Genomic DNA, 15,653 nt, shown 5'->3' on the forward strand with positions numbered 1-15,653 from the left:
TGCCGGTGGGCGCGACGCGGTGCCGGTGACGATCAGCGCCCGGTGAACCGCTCCATCGACCGGTAGACGCCGAAGCCGTCGCCGATGAGGCGGTCGAACACGCGCGTCGGCAGGATGCCGCGAAGCGCCCGCGAGAGCCCGACGCTCCACGGCAGCTCGAGCAGCGGCTTTCCGGCCAGCATGGCGCGCCAGACCCGGTCGACGACGAACTCGGGCTCGAGGATCGGTGCGAGCAGCGGCCCGCGCGCCCCGGCGAACATGCCCGTCGAGATGTAGCTCGGCGTGACGGTCGTGACCTTCACGTTGCCGTGGTCGGCCTGCCCGAGCTCGAGGCGCAGCGAGTCGCTCCAGCCGATGAGCGCCGCCTTCGACGCCGCGTACGTCGCCATGCGCGGGTTCGCGAGCGTGCCCGCCGCCGAGGCGATGTTCACGATGCGCGCCGGCCGGTAGGCGTTCGAGATCATGCCCGGCAGGAACTCGCGCGCCACGTACATGGGCGCGAGCGCGTTGACCTGCATCGTCGGGCGGGTGTCTTCGCCGTTGTCGGTCTGCCAGAAGTAGCGGTTGCCGCGCACGATGCCGGCGTTGTTGATCAGCACGTCGGGGTTGCCGACCTCGCGGCGCACCTTCTGCGCGTGCTTGGCGATCGAGCCCAGGTCGGCGAGGTCGACGACGTAGGAGTGGATGCGCGTGCGCCCCTTCGCGACAGCGCCGAGCTCGTCGGCGGTGCGCGCGAGGGCGGTCGCTTCGCGGTCCCACAGGGTGACGGATGCCGCGTGCTCGGCCACCGCGCGTTGCGCGTACATGCGGCCCATGCCGCCCGCGGCACCCGTGATCAGCAGGTTCGCGCCGCGCACCGTTCTCGTCATCCGTCCATTCTCCCGCACGGCGCCCATCTGCCCGGCCCACGCGGATACGTGTCAACCTGTTGACATTCCAGGTGTCAACAGGTTGACTCATCGCATGAGCCCGGAACCGAAAGTCCTCCCCGAACCCGGCGGCCCGCTCGGCGACCACCTCACGGTCACCCTGCACCTGATCGTCGACCGCATGGACCGCTTCGCGGACGTGCTGCTGCGCGAACGCTTCGGCATCAGCTTCAACCAGTTCCAGTTCATCGCGGTCATCGCGAACCTGCCGACGCCGCCCGACATCACGACCCTCGCCGACTGCCTCGGCGTCAGCAAGGCGGCCGTGAGCAAGCGCGTGCCCGCATTCGTCGATTCCGGACTCGTGCAGACCAGCACCGACCCGGCGAACGCACGACGCGTGCTGCTCTCGATCACCCCGCAGGCCGGCCGACTGCTGGCCGAGGCGCTGCCCGTGCTCGGCGCCTCCTTCACCGACGAGTTCGACGATCTCGACACCGTCGACCTCGCGGCCCTGCACGAAGACCTCAAGACCGTCATCCGACACCTCGACTCCAAGGAGCACTGAGCCATGGCGAACACGCTCGTGATCATCGGCCACCCCAACGCCGGCAGCTTCAACCACGCACTGGCCGAGAAGTACGCGACCGGCCTGCGCGCGGCATCCGTCGACGAAGGCGACCGCGCCGACCGCGGCGAGCGCGCCGAGGTGCGGGTCATCGACCTCGCCGAGCGCCCGTTCGACCTGCTGCCCGCCGATCGCGCCGACCTGCGCGCGCCCGACGGCGACACCTCGCACCTCGAGCCGCGCATCCGCGCCTTCATCGACGACGTGGCGTGGGCCGACCACCTCGTGTTCTTCTTCCCGCAGTGGTGGGCACCTACCCCGCCGTGCTGAAGGCCTTCCTCGACCGGGCGATCCTCTCGGGCACGGCGTTCAAGTACGGACGCGGGCAGATCTCGACCCGGCTGCTCGGGGGCAGGACCGCCCGCATCGTCATGACCATGGATGCGCCGATCGCCTGGAACCGCTTCGTCTACCGCAGCGCGGCCGAGACCTCGCTGAAGCGCGCGACCCTCGGCTACTGCGGCGTGCGCACCATCGGCATCACGCGCCTGACGCCCGTGCGGTTCTCCACGCCCGAGAAGCGCACGGCGTGGCTCGAGCAGGTGCGGCGGCTCGGAGCGACGGATGCCTCGCGCACACGCCGACCCGTCGCTGCGGCCTCCGCCGCCTGAGCGGGCATCCGTTCCCGGGGTCGTTCTGCGACACGAACGCGCGCATCTCCTGAAGCGGATGTCGCGAAGCGACCCCCGGAGCGGGAATCACGCCGAGCGGCCTCCGCGCGAGGCATGAGCGTCGAAGACTCTGCCGTACGGGTGGCTCGCTCCGGCGCCCCGATCGAAGGATGTTCGAGCATTCCGGTGATTCGGCGCGGAACGCGCGTGTTACGCCGCGGGTCGCGCGCACCTGACAGCGCTCCCGGTCGCGCGTAGCGTCGAGGGAACCCCCACAGCCCCTGTCCGTCGAGGAGACGCCATGACCGCGGCATCCGTCACCGCTCGCGACGCGAACCCTCGCGACTCCGGCGCCGGCCGCGCATCGGCAGCGACCACGACGGCGACTGCCACGTCGGCCGCGGCAGCACCGGTGTCGCTGCGTGGCATCGGGCGCGCGTTCGCCTCGCAGACGGGCGATCGGCAGGTGCTGCGCGACCTCGACCTCGAGATCGCGGCGGGCGAGATCGTCGCGATCCTCGGCCCGAGCGGATGCGGCAAGTCGACGCTCCTGCGCATCGCGGGCGGCCTCGACCGGCCCACGCAGGGCACGGCGCTCATCGACGGCGAGCCCGTGCAGCCGTTCGACCCTCGCTCGGCCGTCGGCTTCCAGGAGCCGCGACTGCTGCCGTGGCGCACGATCGCGAACAACGTCGCGCTCGGCCTGCCCCGCGGCACCGCAAGCGCCGCCGCACGCGAGCAGGTCGCGCGCCTGCTCGACCTCGTCGGACTCGCCGACTTCGCCGACCACCGCCCGCGCGAGGTCTCGGGCGGCATGGCGCAGCGCACCTCGCTGGCCCGTGCGCTCGCCCGAAACCCCGCGGTGCTATTGCTCGACGAGCCGTTCGGCGCGCTCGACGCGCTCACCCGCCTGAAGATGCAGGACCTGCTGCTCGACGTGCACGCCGCCGAACCGGCGACCGTGCTGCTCGTCACGCACGACGTCGACGAGGCGTTGCAGCTGGCCGATCGCGTGATCCTGCTCGGGCACGAGGGCGAGACGCCGGGCGCCGTCGTCACGCAGACGATCGTCGTGCCGGGCCACCGACCGCGCGACCGCGGCTCGGCCGAACTCGCCGAGCTGCGCGGCCGCCTGCTCGACGGGCTCGGCATCGACCGCCACGGCTCGGCGCGCGGCATCGAGACCACGACCACCATCCCGCACTACCCGTACTGACGCGCCGCCGCCGCGTCGCACGCCACCACCGCAACACCAGAACCGCCACCGCACCGACGCACCCCACCTCGACGCCACAGCACCCCCGTCGCACCCCCACAGAGGAGAACCCCATGTCACGCACCGCCCCGTTCCTGCGATCCGCGCTCGTCGCGGGCGCCGCCGCCACCGCCCTGCTGCTCTCGGGCTGCGTCGCGGGCGAGGGCCAGGCCGCAGAGCCCGACACCGCGGCATCCGGCGAGGCCGCCTCGCTCGAGGGCCAGACGCTCAACATCGACTTCGCGACCTACAACCCGCTGAGCCTCGTGATCAAGGACCAGGGCTGGCTCGAAGACGCCGGCCTCGAGGTGAACTGGGTGCAGTCGGCCGGCTCGAACAAGGCCAACGAGGCCCTGCGCGCTGGTGCCATCGACGTGGGCTCCACGGCCGGATCGGCCGCCCTGCTCGCCCGCTCGAACGGCTCGCCCATCCAGGTCATCGACATCTTCTCGCAGCCCGAGTGGGCGGCGCTCGTCACGGTCGACGGCACCGGCATCGACTCGGTCGAAGGTCTGAAGGGCAAGCAGGTCGCCGCGACCAAGGGCACCGACCCGTACTTCTTCCTGCTGCAGTCGCTCGAGGCCGAGGGCCTCTCGGCCGACGACGTCACCGTGCAGAACCTGCAGCACGCCGACGGCTGGGCCGCCCTGCAGAACGGCTCGGTCGACGCGTGGGCGGGGCTCGACCCGATCATGGCCGGCGCCGAGGAAGACGGCGCGACGCTGTTCTACCGCAACGTCGACTTCAACAGCTACGGCTTCCTGAACGCCACCGAAGACTTCATCGAGAACAAGCCCGAGGTCGCGCAGGCCGTCGTCGACGCCTACGAGCACGCCCGTGCCTGGGCCGAGGAGAACCCCGAGGAGACGGCGGCGATCCTCGCCGAGGTCGCCGGGCTCGACGAGGCCGTCGCCACCAAGGTCATCGACGAGCGCACGAACCTCGACGTCGACAACGTTCCCGGCGACGCGCAGGTCGCGGTGCTCGAGAAGATCGGCCCGATCTTCGTGGAGCTCGGCGACGTCGCCTCGCAGCAGCAGGTCGACGATGCACTCGACACCCTGATCAACGACGAGTTCGCGACCGCCGCGGACCCGTCGCGCTTCGAGTAGGAACCCCCTGAGATGACGGATGCCTCGCAGTCCCCGTTGACCGCCACCGGGCCGCTGATCCACGAGAACGACGCGATCCGAGTCGCCGTGAACGGCAGCACGACGACGGTCGCGGCCGGACGCGGGGCATCCGTCACTCCCCCTTCCCCCGCTGCACCAGAGGCGCGCCGACGCCTCGTCGACCGCCGCTGGTTCGTCGTCGTCGGCGGCGCGCTCATCCCGATCGCACTGCTCCTCACGTGGCAGCTCGTGTCCACGAGCGGGCTCGTGCCCGTGTCGATGCTGCCGAGCCCCGAGATGGTGTGGCTCGCGGCCGTCGACCTCGCCCAGCGCGGCCTGCTCGGCCTCTACGTCGCGATCTCGACGCAACGCGTCTTCATCGGCTTCGCGATCGGCTCCGTGTTCGGTCTCGCGGTCGGCGCCGTGGTCGGCCTGTCGCGACTCGGCGACGTGCTGTTCTCGCCGACGCTCGGCGCGATCCGCGCCGTGCCCTCGCTCGCATGGGTACCGCTGCTGATCCTGTGGTTCGGCATCGGCGAGGACTCGAAGATCATCCTCATCGCGATCGGCGCGTTCTTCCCGGTCTACACGATCGTGGCCGCAGCGCTGCGGCACGTCGACCGGCAACTGCTCGAGGCCGGTCGGGCGTTCGGGCTGCGCGGCATCCGGTTGTTCACCGCGGTGCAGCTGCCCGCCGTCGTGCCCTCGGTCATCTCGGCGCTGCGCCTCGCACTCGCCCAGGCCTGGCTCTTCCTCGTCGCCGCCGAGCTCATCGCGAGCTCGATGGGCCTCGGATTCCTCCTCCTCGACTCCGGGCAGAACGGCCGCATCGACCGCATCTTCCTCGCGATCATCCTGCTCGCGATCCTGGGCAAGCTCACCGATGCGCTCGTCGGCCTCTTCGAGCGCTGGGCGGTGCGCAAGTGGGCGTGATCGAACCTTCCGGGGCCTCCGGGGGTCACTCTGCGACATCCGCACGCGATGCGGGCCGAGCGGATGTCGCGAATCGACCCCGGGAACGGGGCGACGAAGCCGGCGACGCGAACCCGACCATCTCGGGCCTGCTGCATGAGCACCGCCGCTTCCCTGCCCCTTCGGCGTTCGCCGTGCGGGCCAACATCACGCCGGCGCGCGCCGATGTGCTTCGTGAAGAAGCCGACGCCGACCCCGTCGCGTTCTGGGCGCGGCAGGCCGAGCGCCTCGACTGGGACGAGCCGTGGCACACGGCGCACACGTGGCATCCGGCCGTGCCCACCGCAGAGAGCGGCACGACCGGCGCGACGGCCGAACTGAGCATCCCGCACGCCGAGTGGTTCGCGGGCGGCCGCCTGAACGCGAGCGTGAACGCCGTCGATCGCCATGTCGACGCCGGGCGCGGCGACAAGGTCGCCTTCCACTTCGAGGGCGAACGCGGCGACCGCCGCTCGCTCACCTACGCCGAGCTGCAGCGCGAGGTCGCGCGGGCCGCCCATGCGCTCACCGAACTCGGCATCGTCGCGGGCGACCGCGTCGTCGTCTACCTGCCGGTGCTGCTCGAGACCGTCATCGCGACGCTCGCGGTCACGCGCATCGGCGCCGTGCACTCGCTCGTCTTCGGCGGGTTCTCGGCCGAGGCGCTGCGCTTCCGCGTCGAGGACACGGGGGCGAAGCTCGTCATCACGACCGACGGGCAGTTCCGCCGCGGCACGGCCGTGCCGGTCAAGGCCGCCGTCGACGAGGCCGTCGCGGGCGTGGCATCCGTCGAGCATGTGCTCGTGATCCGGCGCACGGGCGACGAGACGCCCGACCTGCCGTGGACCGCCCGACGAGACGTCTGGTGGCACGAGCTCGTGACTGGCCAGCCCGACGTGCACGAGGCCGAGAGCTTCGATGCGGAGCATCCGCTCTTCATCATCTACACGAGCGGCACCACCGGAAAGCCCAAGGGGCTCGTGCACACGACCGGCGGATACCTCACGCATGTCGCCTACAGCTACTGGGCCGTGTTCGACGCGAAGCCCGACGACGTGTACTGGTGCACGGCCGACCTCGCGTGGGTCACCGCGCACAGCTACGTGCACTACGGGCCGCTGCTCACCGGAACCACGAGCGTCATCTACGAGGGCACGCCGAACACCCCGCACGCCGGGCGGCACTTCGAGATCATCGAGCGCTACGGCGTGACGACGTACTACACGGCGCCCACGCTCATCCGCTCGCTCATGACCTGGTTCCCCGAGGGCGTGCCCGGCCCGGCCGACGGCGGCTACGACCTCTCGTCGATCCGCCTGCTCGGCTCGGTCGGCGAGGCCATCAACCCCGAAGCCTGGGTCTGGTTCCGCGAGCAGGTCGGCGCCGGCAGCGCGCCCATCGTCGACACCTGGTGGCAGTCCGAGACCGGCGCGGCCGTCATGGCACCGCTGCCCGGCGTCTCCACGTTGAAGCCCGGCTCGTCGCTGCGCGCACTGCCCGGCCTCACGACGCGCGTCGTCGACGAGCAGGGAGCGGATGTCCCACCCTGCCATGGGGGTTACCTCGTCGTCGACGGCACCTGGCCGGGCATGGCGCGCACCGTCTGGGGCGACCCCGAGCGGTATCGCGACTCGTACTGGGCCCGGTTCGCCGACCGCGGCTACTTCTTCTCGGGCGACGGCGCGAAGGTCGACGCCGACGGCGACATCTGGCTGCTCGGCCGCGTCGACGACGTCATCAACGTCTCGGGGCACCGCCTCTCGACCATCGAGATCGAGTCGGCGCTCGTCGCGCACCCGTCGGTCGGCGAAGCCGGGGTCGTCGGCGTCTCGGATGCCACGACCGGCGAGGCGATCGTGGCCTTCGTCGTGGCATCCGACGCCCTGACCGGTGTCGCGGCCTCGTCGTCGTCCGCCGCGGAGCGGGCGGTCACGCTGCGTTCGCATGTCACGACGGCCATCGGCCCGATCGCCAAGCCGCGAGAGGTCGTCTTCGTCGCCGACCTGCCCAAGACCCGCTCGGGCAAGATCATGCGACGTCTGCTCGTGGACCTCGCCGAGGGCCGCTCGCTCGGCGACACGACCTCGCTGCAGGACGACCGCGTGCCCGGCGCGATCGCCGCGGTGCTCGCTTCGCCGGTCGAGTAGCGCCGGTCGAGTGGCGCCGGTGCGCTTCCTCGACCAGCCGGGATGACTCCGCGCGACGGAACGTGACGCGCGGTGAGCGGTGCCCATTGACGCGGCGTGGCCAGACCTGCCACGCTGCATCCGGCGGTCGTCCACCGCACTCGAAACCGAAGGAAACCCGAATGACCAACCTGCCTCCCGCCCCCGTTCCCGCTGCAGCCGCACCGGTCGCGCCGTCCGAGAAGTGGAACGTGCTGTCGATCGTCGGCTTCGTGCTGTCGCTCATCGGCTTCAACGTCGTCGCGATCATCCTCGGCTTCATCGGCCTCAACCAGGTCAAGAAGACCGGCGAGCGCGGCCGCGGCCTGGCCCTCGCCGCCGTCATCATCGGCTTCGCCTCGATCGTGATCGGCATCATCATCACGATCGTCGCGTTCTCGATCATCGCCGCGTCGGGCTCGCTGAGCACCACCTCGTACTGAGGCGCGTCGCCCTCGAGCGCGTCGCGTTTGAAGCGCAGGTCCGTGCAGACCCGCTGACGCGCTGACACGCTGACACCGCGAATCCCCCGCCCCGGAGCATCCGGGCGGGGGATTCGTCGTCTTCGCCGGTCGAGTGGGCGCTCCGGCGCCGTATCGAGACCCGCCTCGGCCGTGGCGCTCGTCTCGATACGCTGCGCTACTCGACCGGCGGCGTGTGCGCCGCGACCGCCTCGCCGCTGCCGGCGACCGACCGACCCGAGGGCAGCAGCAGCGCCACGAGCGCCGTCGCCAGCACCACCACGCCCCCGACGACGACCGCGGGCTGCGCACCGACCGTGTAGAGGTCGGGCATCAGCTGCCCACCCGCACCGGTGAACACCGCCGTCGAGACCGCGATGCCGAGCGCGATGCCGACCTCGCGCACCATCGAGTTGGTGCCGCTGGCCTTGGCGTGATCGGCGGGCGCCATCGTGGCCAGCACCGCCGTCGCCGACGGCGCGAACACGAGTCCCATGCCGACGCCGGCGACGATGAACGGGGCGATGTACGACGCGTACGCGACGTCGGCCTCGAGCAGGGGCGTGAGCCAGAGCAGGGCGCCGCCCAGCAGCACGAGTCCCGTGACGATGAGGGTGCGCGTGCCCACCCGAGGGGCGAAGAGGCCCGCGAGCGGCGCGACGACCATGGGCGCGAGCGTCCACGGCGAGGTCTGCAGCGCCGCCTCGAACGGGCTCGCGCCCTGCACGACCTGCAGGAACTGGATCAGGATGAACACCGATCCGAACGTGCCGAAGCTGAAGCCGAGCCCGACGACGTTGGCGATCGAGAAGCTGCGATCGCGGAAGAGCCGAAGCGGCAGCAACGGCGCCGAGGCCCTGGACTCCCAGAACACGAAGGCGAGCAGCAGGATGCCGCCGCCGATGAGTCCGGCGAGCACCTCGGCGCTGTCCCAGCCGGCCTCGTTGCCGCGCACGATGCCGTAGACGAGCGCGAGCAGGCCGAGGCCCGAGAGCAGCAGCCCGACGACGTCGGCGCGCAGCTTCGCGCCGAAGCTGTTCGGCAGCGCGAGCAGCGCGAGCACGGCCGAGATCACCCCGATCGGCACGTTGATCCAGAAGATCGCCTGCCAGGACCAGCCTTCGATGACCGCACCGCCCACGAGCGGTCCGACGGCCACGCCGAGTCCCGCGACGCCACCCCAGATGCCGATGGCGAGCGGACGTCGCGCGAGCGACACCGACCCGGCCAGCAGCGTGAGCGAGAGCGGCATGATCGCCGCGGCGCCGAAGCCCTGCAACGCGCGGGCGGCGATGAGCTGGCCCGGGTCGGAGGCGAGCGCCGCGAACGCCGAGCTCAGCGTGAACACGACGATGCCGGTGACGAACACCGTGCGTCGGCCGAAGCGGTCGCCGAGCGCGACGGCCATGAGGATCGTGCTCGCGAACGCGAGCGTGTACGCGTTCATGAACCACTGCAGTTCTTCGACGGATGCCCCGAACTCGGCGTGCAGCACCGGGAGCGCGTTCGTCATGACGAGGTTGTCGAGCGTCGCCATGAACATCGGCAGCGCGGAGGCGAGCAGCACGAGCCAGAGGGCGCGCGGCGCACTGCCCCCGTTGCGCGGAGCAGCAGCGCCCGAGGCGGGCGCCCGGCCCGCGACATCCGTCACCGGGGCGTCTTCCGGCGTCGATCCGGTGCGTTCGTCGACCGTGGTGGACATGTGGACTCCTGATGTTGTTATCGAATGATTACTTAGGTCTGAAGCGACTGTAGTAATCGACTGATAACATGTCAAGCATGACCGCCGAAGTCACTGCAGAAGCGCCCGCCGCCGCACCGCCGACACCCGCGCCGGCCCCCGCTACCCGCATGAGCGCCGTCGACCGGCGCGAGCAGATCCTCGTCGCGGCGACCGCGGTCTTCGGCGCCCGCACCTACGTCGGCACCACGACCGACGAGGTCGCCAAGGCTGCCGGCGTCAGCCAGCCCTACGTCGTGCGCCTGTTCGGCACGAAGGAGCAGCTCTACATCGAGGTCATCCAGCGGGCCTACGCGCGCCTCCTCGAGGCGTTCCAGCAGGCAGTGGCCGGTCCGGCCGACGACCGCGCCCGCCGACTCGGCGACGCCTACACCGGCATGCTCTCCGAACGCGGCATGCTGCCCGTGATCGCCGGCTCCACCGCCATGGGCGGCGCGGCCGAGATCGGCCGGGTCGCGCGCGAGGGCTTCAGCATGCTCTGGCGCTTCATCCGCGACGACGCCGGCTTCTCGGCCGACGACACCCGCACGTTCTTCGCGAACGGCATGCTCATCAACGCCATCGTCGGCCTGCGCCTCACGGGCGAGTACGGCGACGAGGTCTCGGCGACCGAGGTGTTCGACGAATGCTTCCCCGACGCCGTCGAGAAGGTGCGCGCCTTCCTCCCGCGCGCCGACGAGCCCTGGTGACGGTTCGCGGCTGAGCCGCGCCGCCCTCGACACCGACCGCGCCCGACCCTCGCGCCCGGCACGACCGCGATGACACGATGGGGACATGCCCATCGAATACGCGCCCATGTCCGAGGAGGACGTCGAGCTCTGGCTCCCCGAGTCCATGGCCTACTACGAGGCGGCGCGCATGCAGGCCGGCGACTCCGAAGCCGAGGCCATCGACGGCAAGCGGGCCTCGCTCGCGCGCTTCTTCCCCGACGGGCGCCACCTCATCGACGGGCAGCACCTCTTCACGATCCTCGCCGACGGCGAGGACGTCGGCTGGCTCTGGCTCGGCCCGTGGAAGGAGGGCGGCGACCAGTGGTGGGTGTGGGACATCCACGTGCGCGCGCCGCACCGCCGCCACGGCTACGCGCGGTCGGCGATGGAGTACGCGGCCGCCTTCGCCAAGGAGCACGGCGCCCCGGTGCTGGGACTGAACGTCTTCGCCTACAACGTGCCCGCGATCGAGCTCTACGAGAGCCTCGGGTTCGAGGCCGCGTCGCTGCACATGACGAAGAACCTCTAGCCGCCGCGCGCCCACGCCCTCGCTCGCACCCCTCAGCGACCCCGCTCACCGAGTGTTTCCGTTCGCGCCCGGTGTCGCCGATCGCGCGGAAACACCGTGCGCGAACGGAAACTCCGGGCACGGGGAGACCCCGCGCACGCATCGTTCGCCGCATGGCGATTCCTTTCGCGCTCATCCGATTCGACGCAGGAATCACGCGCGCGTTCTCAATCAATCGCAGGCGGATGCCTCGTAGCCTTGATCTGTACGGCGATTCCCGCCGCGCGATCGTGCCAGGCGGCACGCATCCCGTGCCGATCGGCACGCATCCCGAGGAACGGAGGTTCAATATGTCGAGCACCACTGCTGACGCCATCATCGGCGAACCCGAGGTCCTCGAAGACGAGCCCTTCGAGCCCACCGCCGCCGACCTCGCCCTCGCCGAGGGCGTCGAGACGGATGCCGCGTGGCTGGCGCTGAAGGCCGCCGCGACCGAGCTGCAGGGCGTGCAGGTCAAGGACGGCTCCGTGCCCGAGGCATCCGACCACGCCCGTGCCGGCGACCTCGTCGACACGATCGTCGCGTCGATCGAGCAGCTCGCGCCGCGATTCCCGCACGAGCGCGCGTACCTCGCGGCATCTGTCGTCGACTTCCGCCGTTGGCAGGCGGAGGGTTTCGGCGTGCCCGACTTCCTCGACTCGCTCGTGGCGTTCCAGCCGCAGCGGCACCGCATCGACGGCATCCGCCACCTCGTGGTCTTCCCGATGGTCACGCAGAACGGCTCGCCCGACCGGCACGTCGAGGCGCTCGTGGTCGAGACGATCTGGCCCGAGTTCATCGCCGCCCTCGAGGCCGGCGACTACTCGAACAAGCTCTTCGTGAGCCTGCGGCTGGTCGACTTCACGCCCGGATACGACACGAACTCGGCCGTGCTGTTCCCCGAGACGGTCGCGATGCGCGAGATCCCGCCGTTCACGTGGGGCGCGATCTTCCAGGACCGCGAGGCGGCCCGCTACCGCAGGGTCGTGCGCGCGGCATCCGAGATCACGAAGCTCGAGCTGCCCGCCGACGCCGCGTCGCTGCTCGAAGATCAAGAGCTCGCCGAGCGCACGTTCGTGATGTGGGACATCATCCACGACCGCACGCACATGCGGGGCGACCTGCCGTTCGACCCGTTCATGATCAAGCAGCGCATGCCGTTCTTCCTCTATTCGCTCGAGGAGCTGCGCTGCGACCTGACCGCGTTCCGCGAGTCGGTCAAGATCGAGCGCACGCTCACGGCCCGGGCGACGGATGCCTCGGCCGAGCCGCTCTCGGACGTCGAGGCGCAGACCCTCGAGCACGCGAAGCTCGTGCAGTACGCGGTGATCTTCGACCGCATCTTCCGCTTCGCGATCACGGGCTCGCGCGTGCGCAACTACGACGGGCTCGGCGGCCAGCTGCTGTTCGCGTGGCTGCACCGCAAGCACGTGCTCGAGTGGACGGATGTCTCGCTGAGCTTCGACTGGGACGCCGTGCCCGATGCCGTGGTGGAGCTGGGCGACGCCATCGACGAGCTCTACTGGAAGTCGATCGACCGCCCGAAGACCGTGCACTGGCTCGCCGCGTACGACCTCGTCACGAGCGTCGTCACGCCGAACCCGGCGTCGATGTGGGCCGAGGGGCTGCCCCGCGAGGTGCTCGCCGGCCCGCCCAAGGGCTACACCGACCTGGTGATGGACGACGAGTTCCCGCTGTCGATGTTCTACGAGGCGCTCGACAAGAAGATGAAGCCGGTCATCGAGTCGACGGTCGGCATCACGGCCCACTCGGCGATCGAGTAGCGAAGCGTATCGAGACCCGATGCCCCCGACACGGATGGTCTCGATACGGCGCTGACGCGCCTACTCGACCGGCAGAGGAGAATGACCGCATGACCGCACTCGAAGGCCGCACCGTGCTCATCGCGGGCGCGACGAGCGCCTCGGGCCGCGCCGTCGCCCGGGCGCTCGTCGACGCCGGCGCGACCGTGATCGCCGTCGGCAGCGACCAGGGCCGCATCGACGCGCTCGTCGACGCGATGCCAGGCGTCATCGGCGAGCGCGCCGACCTCACCGACGACGACGACGTGCTCGAACTCGCGATGCGCCTGCACGCGCGCGTCGGCGACGTGGACGGCGTGATCCACCTCGTCGGCGGCTGGCGCGGCGGCGGCGGCATCCCGGGCCAGACCGACGAGGACTACCGCGTGCTCGAGCGCTCGTTCACCGCGCTGCGGCACGTGAGCCGCGCGTTCTGGGACGACCTCCTCGCGTCGTCGGCCGGTCGCATCGCCATCGTCTCGTCGACGACGGTCGAGCGACCCACCGCCGGCGGTGCGAACTACACCGCCGTCAAGGCCGCGTCCGAGTCGTGGATGCGCTCGCTCGCGCAGGGCTTCTCGAAGACCGGGGCCCCGGCTGCGGCCGTCACGTTCCGCGTGCAGTCGCTCGCGGGCCTCGAGGGCCGGCTCGCGGCATCCGTCGTCGACCTCTGGCGAGCGGATGCCTCGACCGACGCCGACCGCAACGGCAGCGTCGTCGAGCTCACGGCCTGACCCGATCGGCGGACTCCGGGTGGTGAGGTCCGTCAGCCGGCGACGAGCGGCGAGGTCGTGAGCGTCGAGGTGCTGCCATCGCAGACGGTGATCGGGTACGGCGCATCGATGCCGGGCCCGGCGCCGTCGGAGGTGATGCGTGCTCGCAGGCCCGCGGCCTCGACAGCCGTGCAGTCGTAGGCGCCCGCCTGCGAACCGCGCACGTGGGAGGTCGCGACGCCGCCCTCTGCTGCGAGCACCACCGGGGTGGAGGTGCTGGAATCGGCCTGGGCGGGCGCGCCGACCTCGGCGCCGCCTGCGTCGATCGCGATGAGCCCCGGCCACCCGTCGAAGGCGCACGGGCGGTCGGAGACGTTCGTGAAGACGAGCTGGAATCCGAAGGAGCCCGCCCCCGATTCGTCGGGCAGCGGCTCGACGACGAGGCGGAGCTGCTCGTCGACGCAATGGGTCGCAACCGCCTGATCTTCGGCGAACGGCTCCTGGTCGCGCGCGGCGACTCCGGCGTCGTCGTCGCCTCCGCCTTCGGCCGGCGCGGTCGTCGCGGGTGCGATCGTCGGCACCGGGGTCGCGGTCGGGGGTGAGGTCGCCGTCGCCGTCGACTCGGCGGCGGTGAGGCTCGACGAGCCGGCGCAGCCGCTCAGCGCCACTGCACCGGCCAGCAGCACACCGACGACGATCATCGCCCTCATCCGCTTCATCGCGACTCCTCTGCGTCATCCCGTCCGAGCTCTCAGGCTAGACCCGGCCGAACGGGCCGAGAACAGGGCGCACCCCGATGCGGTCCCTCAGTCGAACGTGCGGTAGCCGCTCACGCCGAGGCCGGTGGCCCAGCATCCGCCGCCGTCGTTCGGGGCGCCGCCGATCGGGGCGGCGTCGCCGAACGCCGCGAGGTTCCATGCGGCACGGCTCTCGTCATCGAGGCCCTGGGGCATCGCGGCCGAACCGTCGGTCGAGTCGTAGGCGGGGTTCCAGTACTCCCAGTAGCGGTACTCGAGGCCCTGCTCGGCCATGCACGAGCGCACCGCCGACTGGAAGTCGAGCCAGTTCTCGCGCTCGGTCGGCACCTCGGGGCCGGGGAGCGGCGGGACCGGCGCGCTCAGCGGCGTGCCGGCGGCCGCGGCCTCATCGGCGGCCTGCTGCGCCTGGGCGCGGCATCCGCTGTTCGACCCGCCGTCACCGCGGAGCGCGGTGGACCATGCGGATGCCTCGTCGGGCGACTGCCCGGCCGGCTGCGGGCTGCCGCCCAGCCACCACTGCCAGTCGAGGTACTCGAAGCCCGCGTCGGACATGCAGGTGCGCACGACGGCCTCCTGCCCGAGCCACGCGGACTTGTCGGCATCGGTGACGTACGCGGGATCGCCCTGCGTCGTGTACGGGTTGTACTCGGGCGACATGGGATCCGAGGGGTCGACGGGGGCCGGCGCATCGGGCGCGGGCGTGGCATCGGGCGCGGGCGTCGCATCGGGATCGGCGGGATCACCGGGCGTCGGCCGCGGCGTCGGCGTGGGCTTCGGGGTGGACGGGGCCTTCGTCGAGGGTGCTCGCCCGGATCCGTCGTCGGGGCCGCCGGCGCCCTCGCGACCGCCGTCGCCCGAGTTGTCGCCCTCGTCGCCGGCGATCGGCTGCACGCCCGAGGCATCCGTGCCGATCGTGCCGTCGTCGGTCTGGTACGTGCCGAGGATCTTCGCGATCATCGCCGCCGGTGCGGCCTCGTCGCCGCCCGCGGCATGCACGCCCGCGGCGGCGCCGAGCGTGCAGAGCGCCAGCACACCGACCGTTCCGAGACCGATCGCGAGCCGGCCAGGGCCCCGCTTCGAGGCGCGTTCCCCAGGGGATCGCACCGACCGGCCATGGCCGGACGACGGCCTCGAGGAGTTCGAGGACGGGGAGGCGGGGGACGGTCGAGCCCGGGTGGATCCACGGCGCAGAGACATCAACCGAGACTACAACACCCCCCTTTCGGGGTACAGGTTCTCTCAGGGGATGCCCAGCGCCCTCGTCGTCGCCGCGTGCGGTCGGGACGTTCCGGATGACCCCGGTGCGCCCGACCGCCGAAACCCGCGGGCG

General features: G+C 71.3%; 14 protein-coding genes and 1 pseudogene. 11 read left to right on the forward strand and 4 right to left on the reverse strand.

Annotated elements, in window-relative coordinates:
* Positions 1 to 32 precede the first annotated feature (32 nt).
* Positions 33 to 869 carry an SDR family oxidoreductase gene (locus AC3IPY_RS18580; protein ID WP_489185760.1) on the reverse strand — a complete coding sequence of 279 codons (837 nt, stop codon included), beginning with the start codon at positions 867 to 869 and terminating at the stop codon, positions 33 to 35.
* Positions 870 to 963: 94 nt separating this feature from the next.
* Here AC3IPY_RS18580 and AC3IPY_RS18585 point away from each other — a divergent pair, with 94 nt between their 5' ends.
* The 7 genes and pseudogenes from AC3IPY_RS18585 to AC3IPY_RS18615 all read left to right on the forward strand — a co-directional run bounded on the left by AC3IPY_RS18585 (position 964) and on the right by AC3IPY_RS18615 (position 8,034).
* On the forward strand, positions 964 to 1,437 hold the full coding sequence (locus AC3IPY_RS18585; protein WP_489185761.1) for a MarR family winged helix-turn-helix transcriptional regulator: 474 nt from the start codon (positions 964 to 966) through the stop codon (positions 1,435 to 1,437).
* Between the two features lie 3 nt (positions 1,438 to 1,440).
* Positions 1,441 to 2,108: pseudogene (locus AC3IPY_RS18590) on the forward strand (NAD(P)H-dependent oxidoreductase).
* A gap of 301 nt (positions 2,109 to 2,409) precedes the next feature.
* Positions 2,410 to 3,324, forward strand: a complete 915-nt coding sequence (locus tag AC3IPY_RS18595; RefSeq protein ID WP_489185762.1) for an ABC transporter ATP-binding protein — start codon at positions 2,410 to 2,412, stop codon at positions 3,322 to 3,324.
* 113 nt (positions 3,325 to 3,437) lie between these two features.
* Complete coding sequence (locus AC3IPY_RS18600; RefSeq protein WP_489185763.1) at positions 3,438 to 4,475, forward strand: aliphatic sulfonate ABC transporter substrate-binding protein; 1,038 nt, start codon at positions 3,438 to 3,440, stop codon at positions 4,473 to 4,475.
* 12 nt (positions 4,476 to 4,487) lie between these two features.
* Positions 4,488 to 5,408, forward strand: coding sequence for an ABC transporter permease (locus tag AC3IPY_RS18605; RefSeq protein ID WP_489185764.1), 921 nt, complete (start codon positions 4,488 to 4,490; stop codon positions 5,406 to 5,408).
* A 173-nt stretch (positions 5,409 to 5,581) separates the two neighbouring features.
* On the forward strand, positions 5,582 to 7,573 hold the full coding sequence (acs, locus tag AC3IPY_RS18610) for an acetate--CoA ligase (protein WP_489188369.1): 1,992 nt from the start codon (positions 5,582 to 5,584) through the stop codon (positions 7,571 to 7,573).
* A gap of 161 nt (positions 7,574 to 7,734) precedes the next feature.
* Complete coding sequence (locus AC3IPY_RS18615) at positions 7,735 to 8,034, forward strand: DUF4190 domain-containing protein (RefSeq protein ID WP_489185765.1); 300 nt, start codon at positions 7,735 to 7,737, stop codon at positions 8,032 to 8,034.
* A gap of 196 nt (positions 8,035 to 8,230) precedes the next feature.
* Here the strand turns inward: AC3IPY_RS18615 and AC3IPY_RS18620 are convergent, their stop codons facing one another.
* Positions 8,231 to 9,754 carry a DHA2 family efflux MFS transporter permease subunit gene (locus AC3IPY_RS18620; RefSeq protein ID WP_489185766.1) on the reverse strand — a complete coding sequence of 508 codons (1,524 nt, stop codon included), beginning with the start codon at positions 9,752 to 9,754 and terminating at the stop codon, positions 8,231 to 8,233.
* 77 nt (positions 9,755 to 9,831) lie between these two features.
* Here AC3IPY_RS18620 and AC3IPY_RS18625 point away from each other — a divergent pair, with 77 nt between their 5' ends.
* The 4 genes from AC3IPY_RS18625 (at position 9,832) to AC3IPY_RS18640 (ending at position 13,586) form a co-directional block, all read left to right on the forward strand.
* Positions 9,832 to 10,482 carry a TetR/AcrR family transcriptional regulator gene (locus AC3IPY_RS18625; protein ID WP_489185767.1) on the forward strand — a complete coding sequence of 217 codons (651 nt, stop codon included), beginning with the start codon at positions 9,832 to 9,834 and terminating at the stop codon, positions 10,480 to 10,482.
* 85 nt (positions 10,483 to 10,567) lie between these two features.
* The gene (locus AC3IPY_RS18630; protein ID WP_489185768.1) at positions 10,568 to 11,032 is read left to right on the forward strand and encodes a GNAT family N-acetyltransferase; all 465 of its coding nucleotides are present in this window, start codon (positions 10,568 to 10,570) and stop codon (positions 11,030 to 11,032) included.
* Between the two features lie 329 nt (positions 11,033 to 11,361).
* On the forward strand, positions 11,362 to 12,834 hold the full coding sequence (locus tag AC3IPY_RS18635; protein ID WP_489185769.1) for a DUF6421 family protein: 1,473 nt from the start codon (positions 11,362 to 11,364) through the stop codon (positions 12,832 to 12,834).
* A gap of 89 nt (positions 12,835 to 12,923) precedes the next feature.
* Positions 12,924 to 13,586 carry an SDR family NAD(P)-dependent oxidoreductase gene (locus AC3IPY_RS18640; RefSeq protein WP_489185770.1) on the forward strand — a complete coding sequence of 221 codons (663 nt, stop codon included), beginning with the start codon at positions 12,924 to 12,926 and terminating at the stop codon, positions 13,584 to 13,586.
* A gap of 32 nt (positions 13,587 to 13,618) precedes the next feature.
* On the opposite strand, the gene AC3IPY_RS18645 is transcribed toward AC3IPY_RS18640, so the two are convergent.
* Positions 13,619 to 14,284: a DUF4232 domain-containing protein gene (locus AC3IPY_RS18645; RefSeq protein WP_489185771.1), complete on the reverse strand. Its 666-nt coding sequence runs from the start codon at positions 14,282 to 14,284 to the stop codon at positions 13,619 to 13,621.
* An 87-nt stretch (positions 14,285 to 14,371) separates the two neighbouring features.
* Complete coding sequence (locus AC3IPY_RS18650; RefSeq protein ID WP_489185772.1) at positions 14,372 to 15,355, reverse strand: hypothetical protein; 984 nt, start codon at positions 15,353 to 15,355, stop codon at positions 14,372 to 14,374.
* Positions 15,356 to 15,653: the final 298 nt, after the last annotated feature.

The sequence above is a fragment of the Agromyces sp. GL_144 genome (assembly GCF_057834305.1).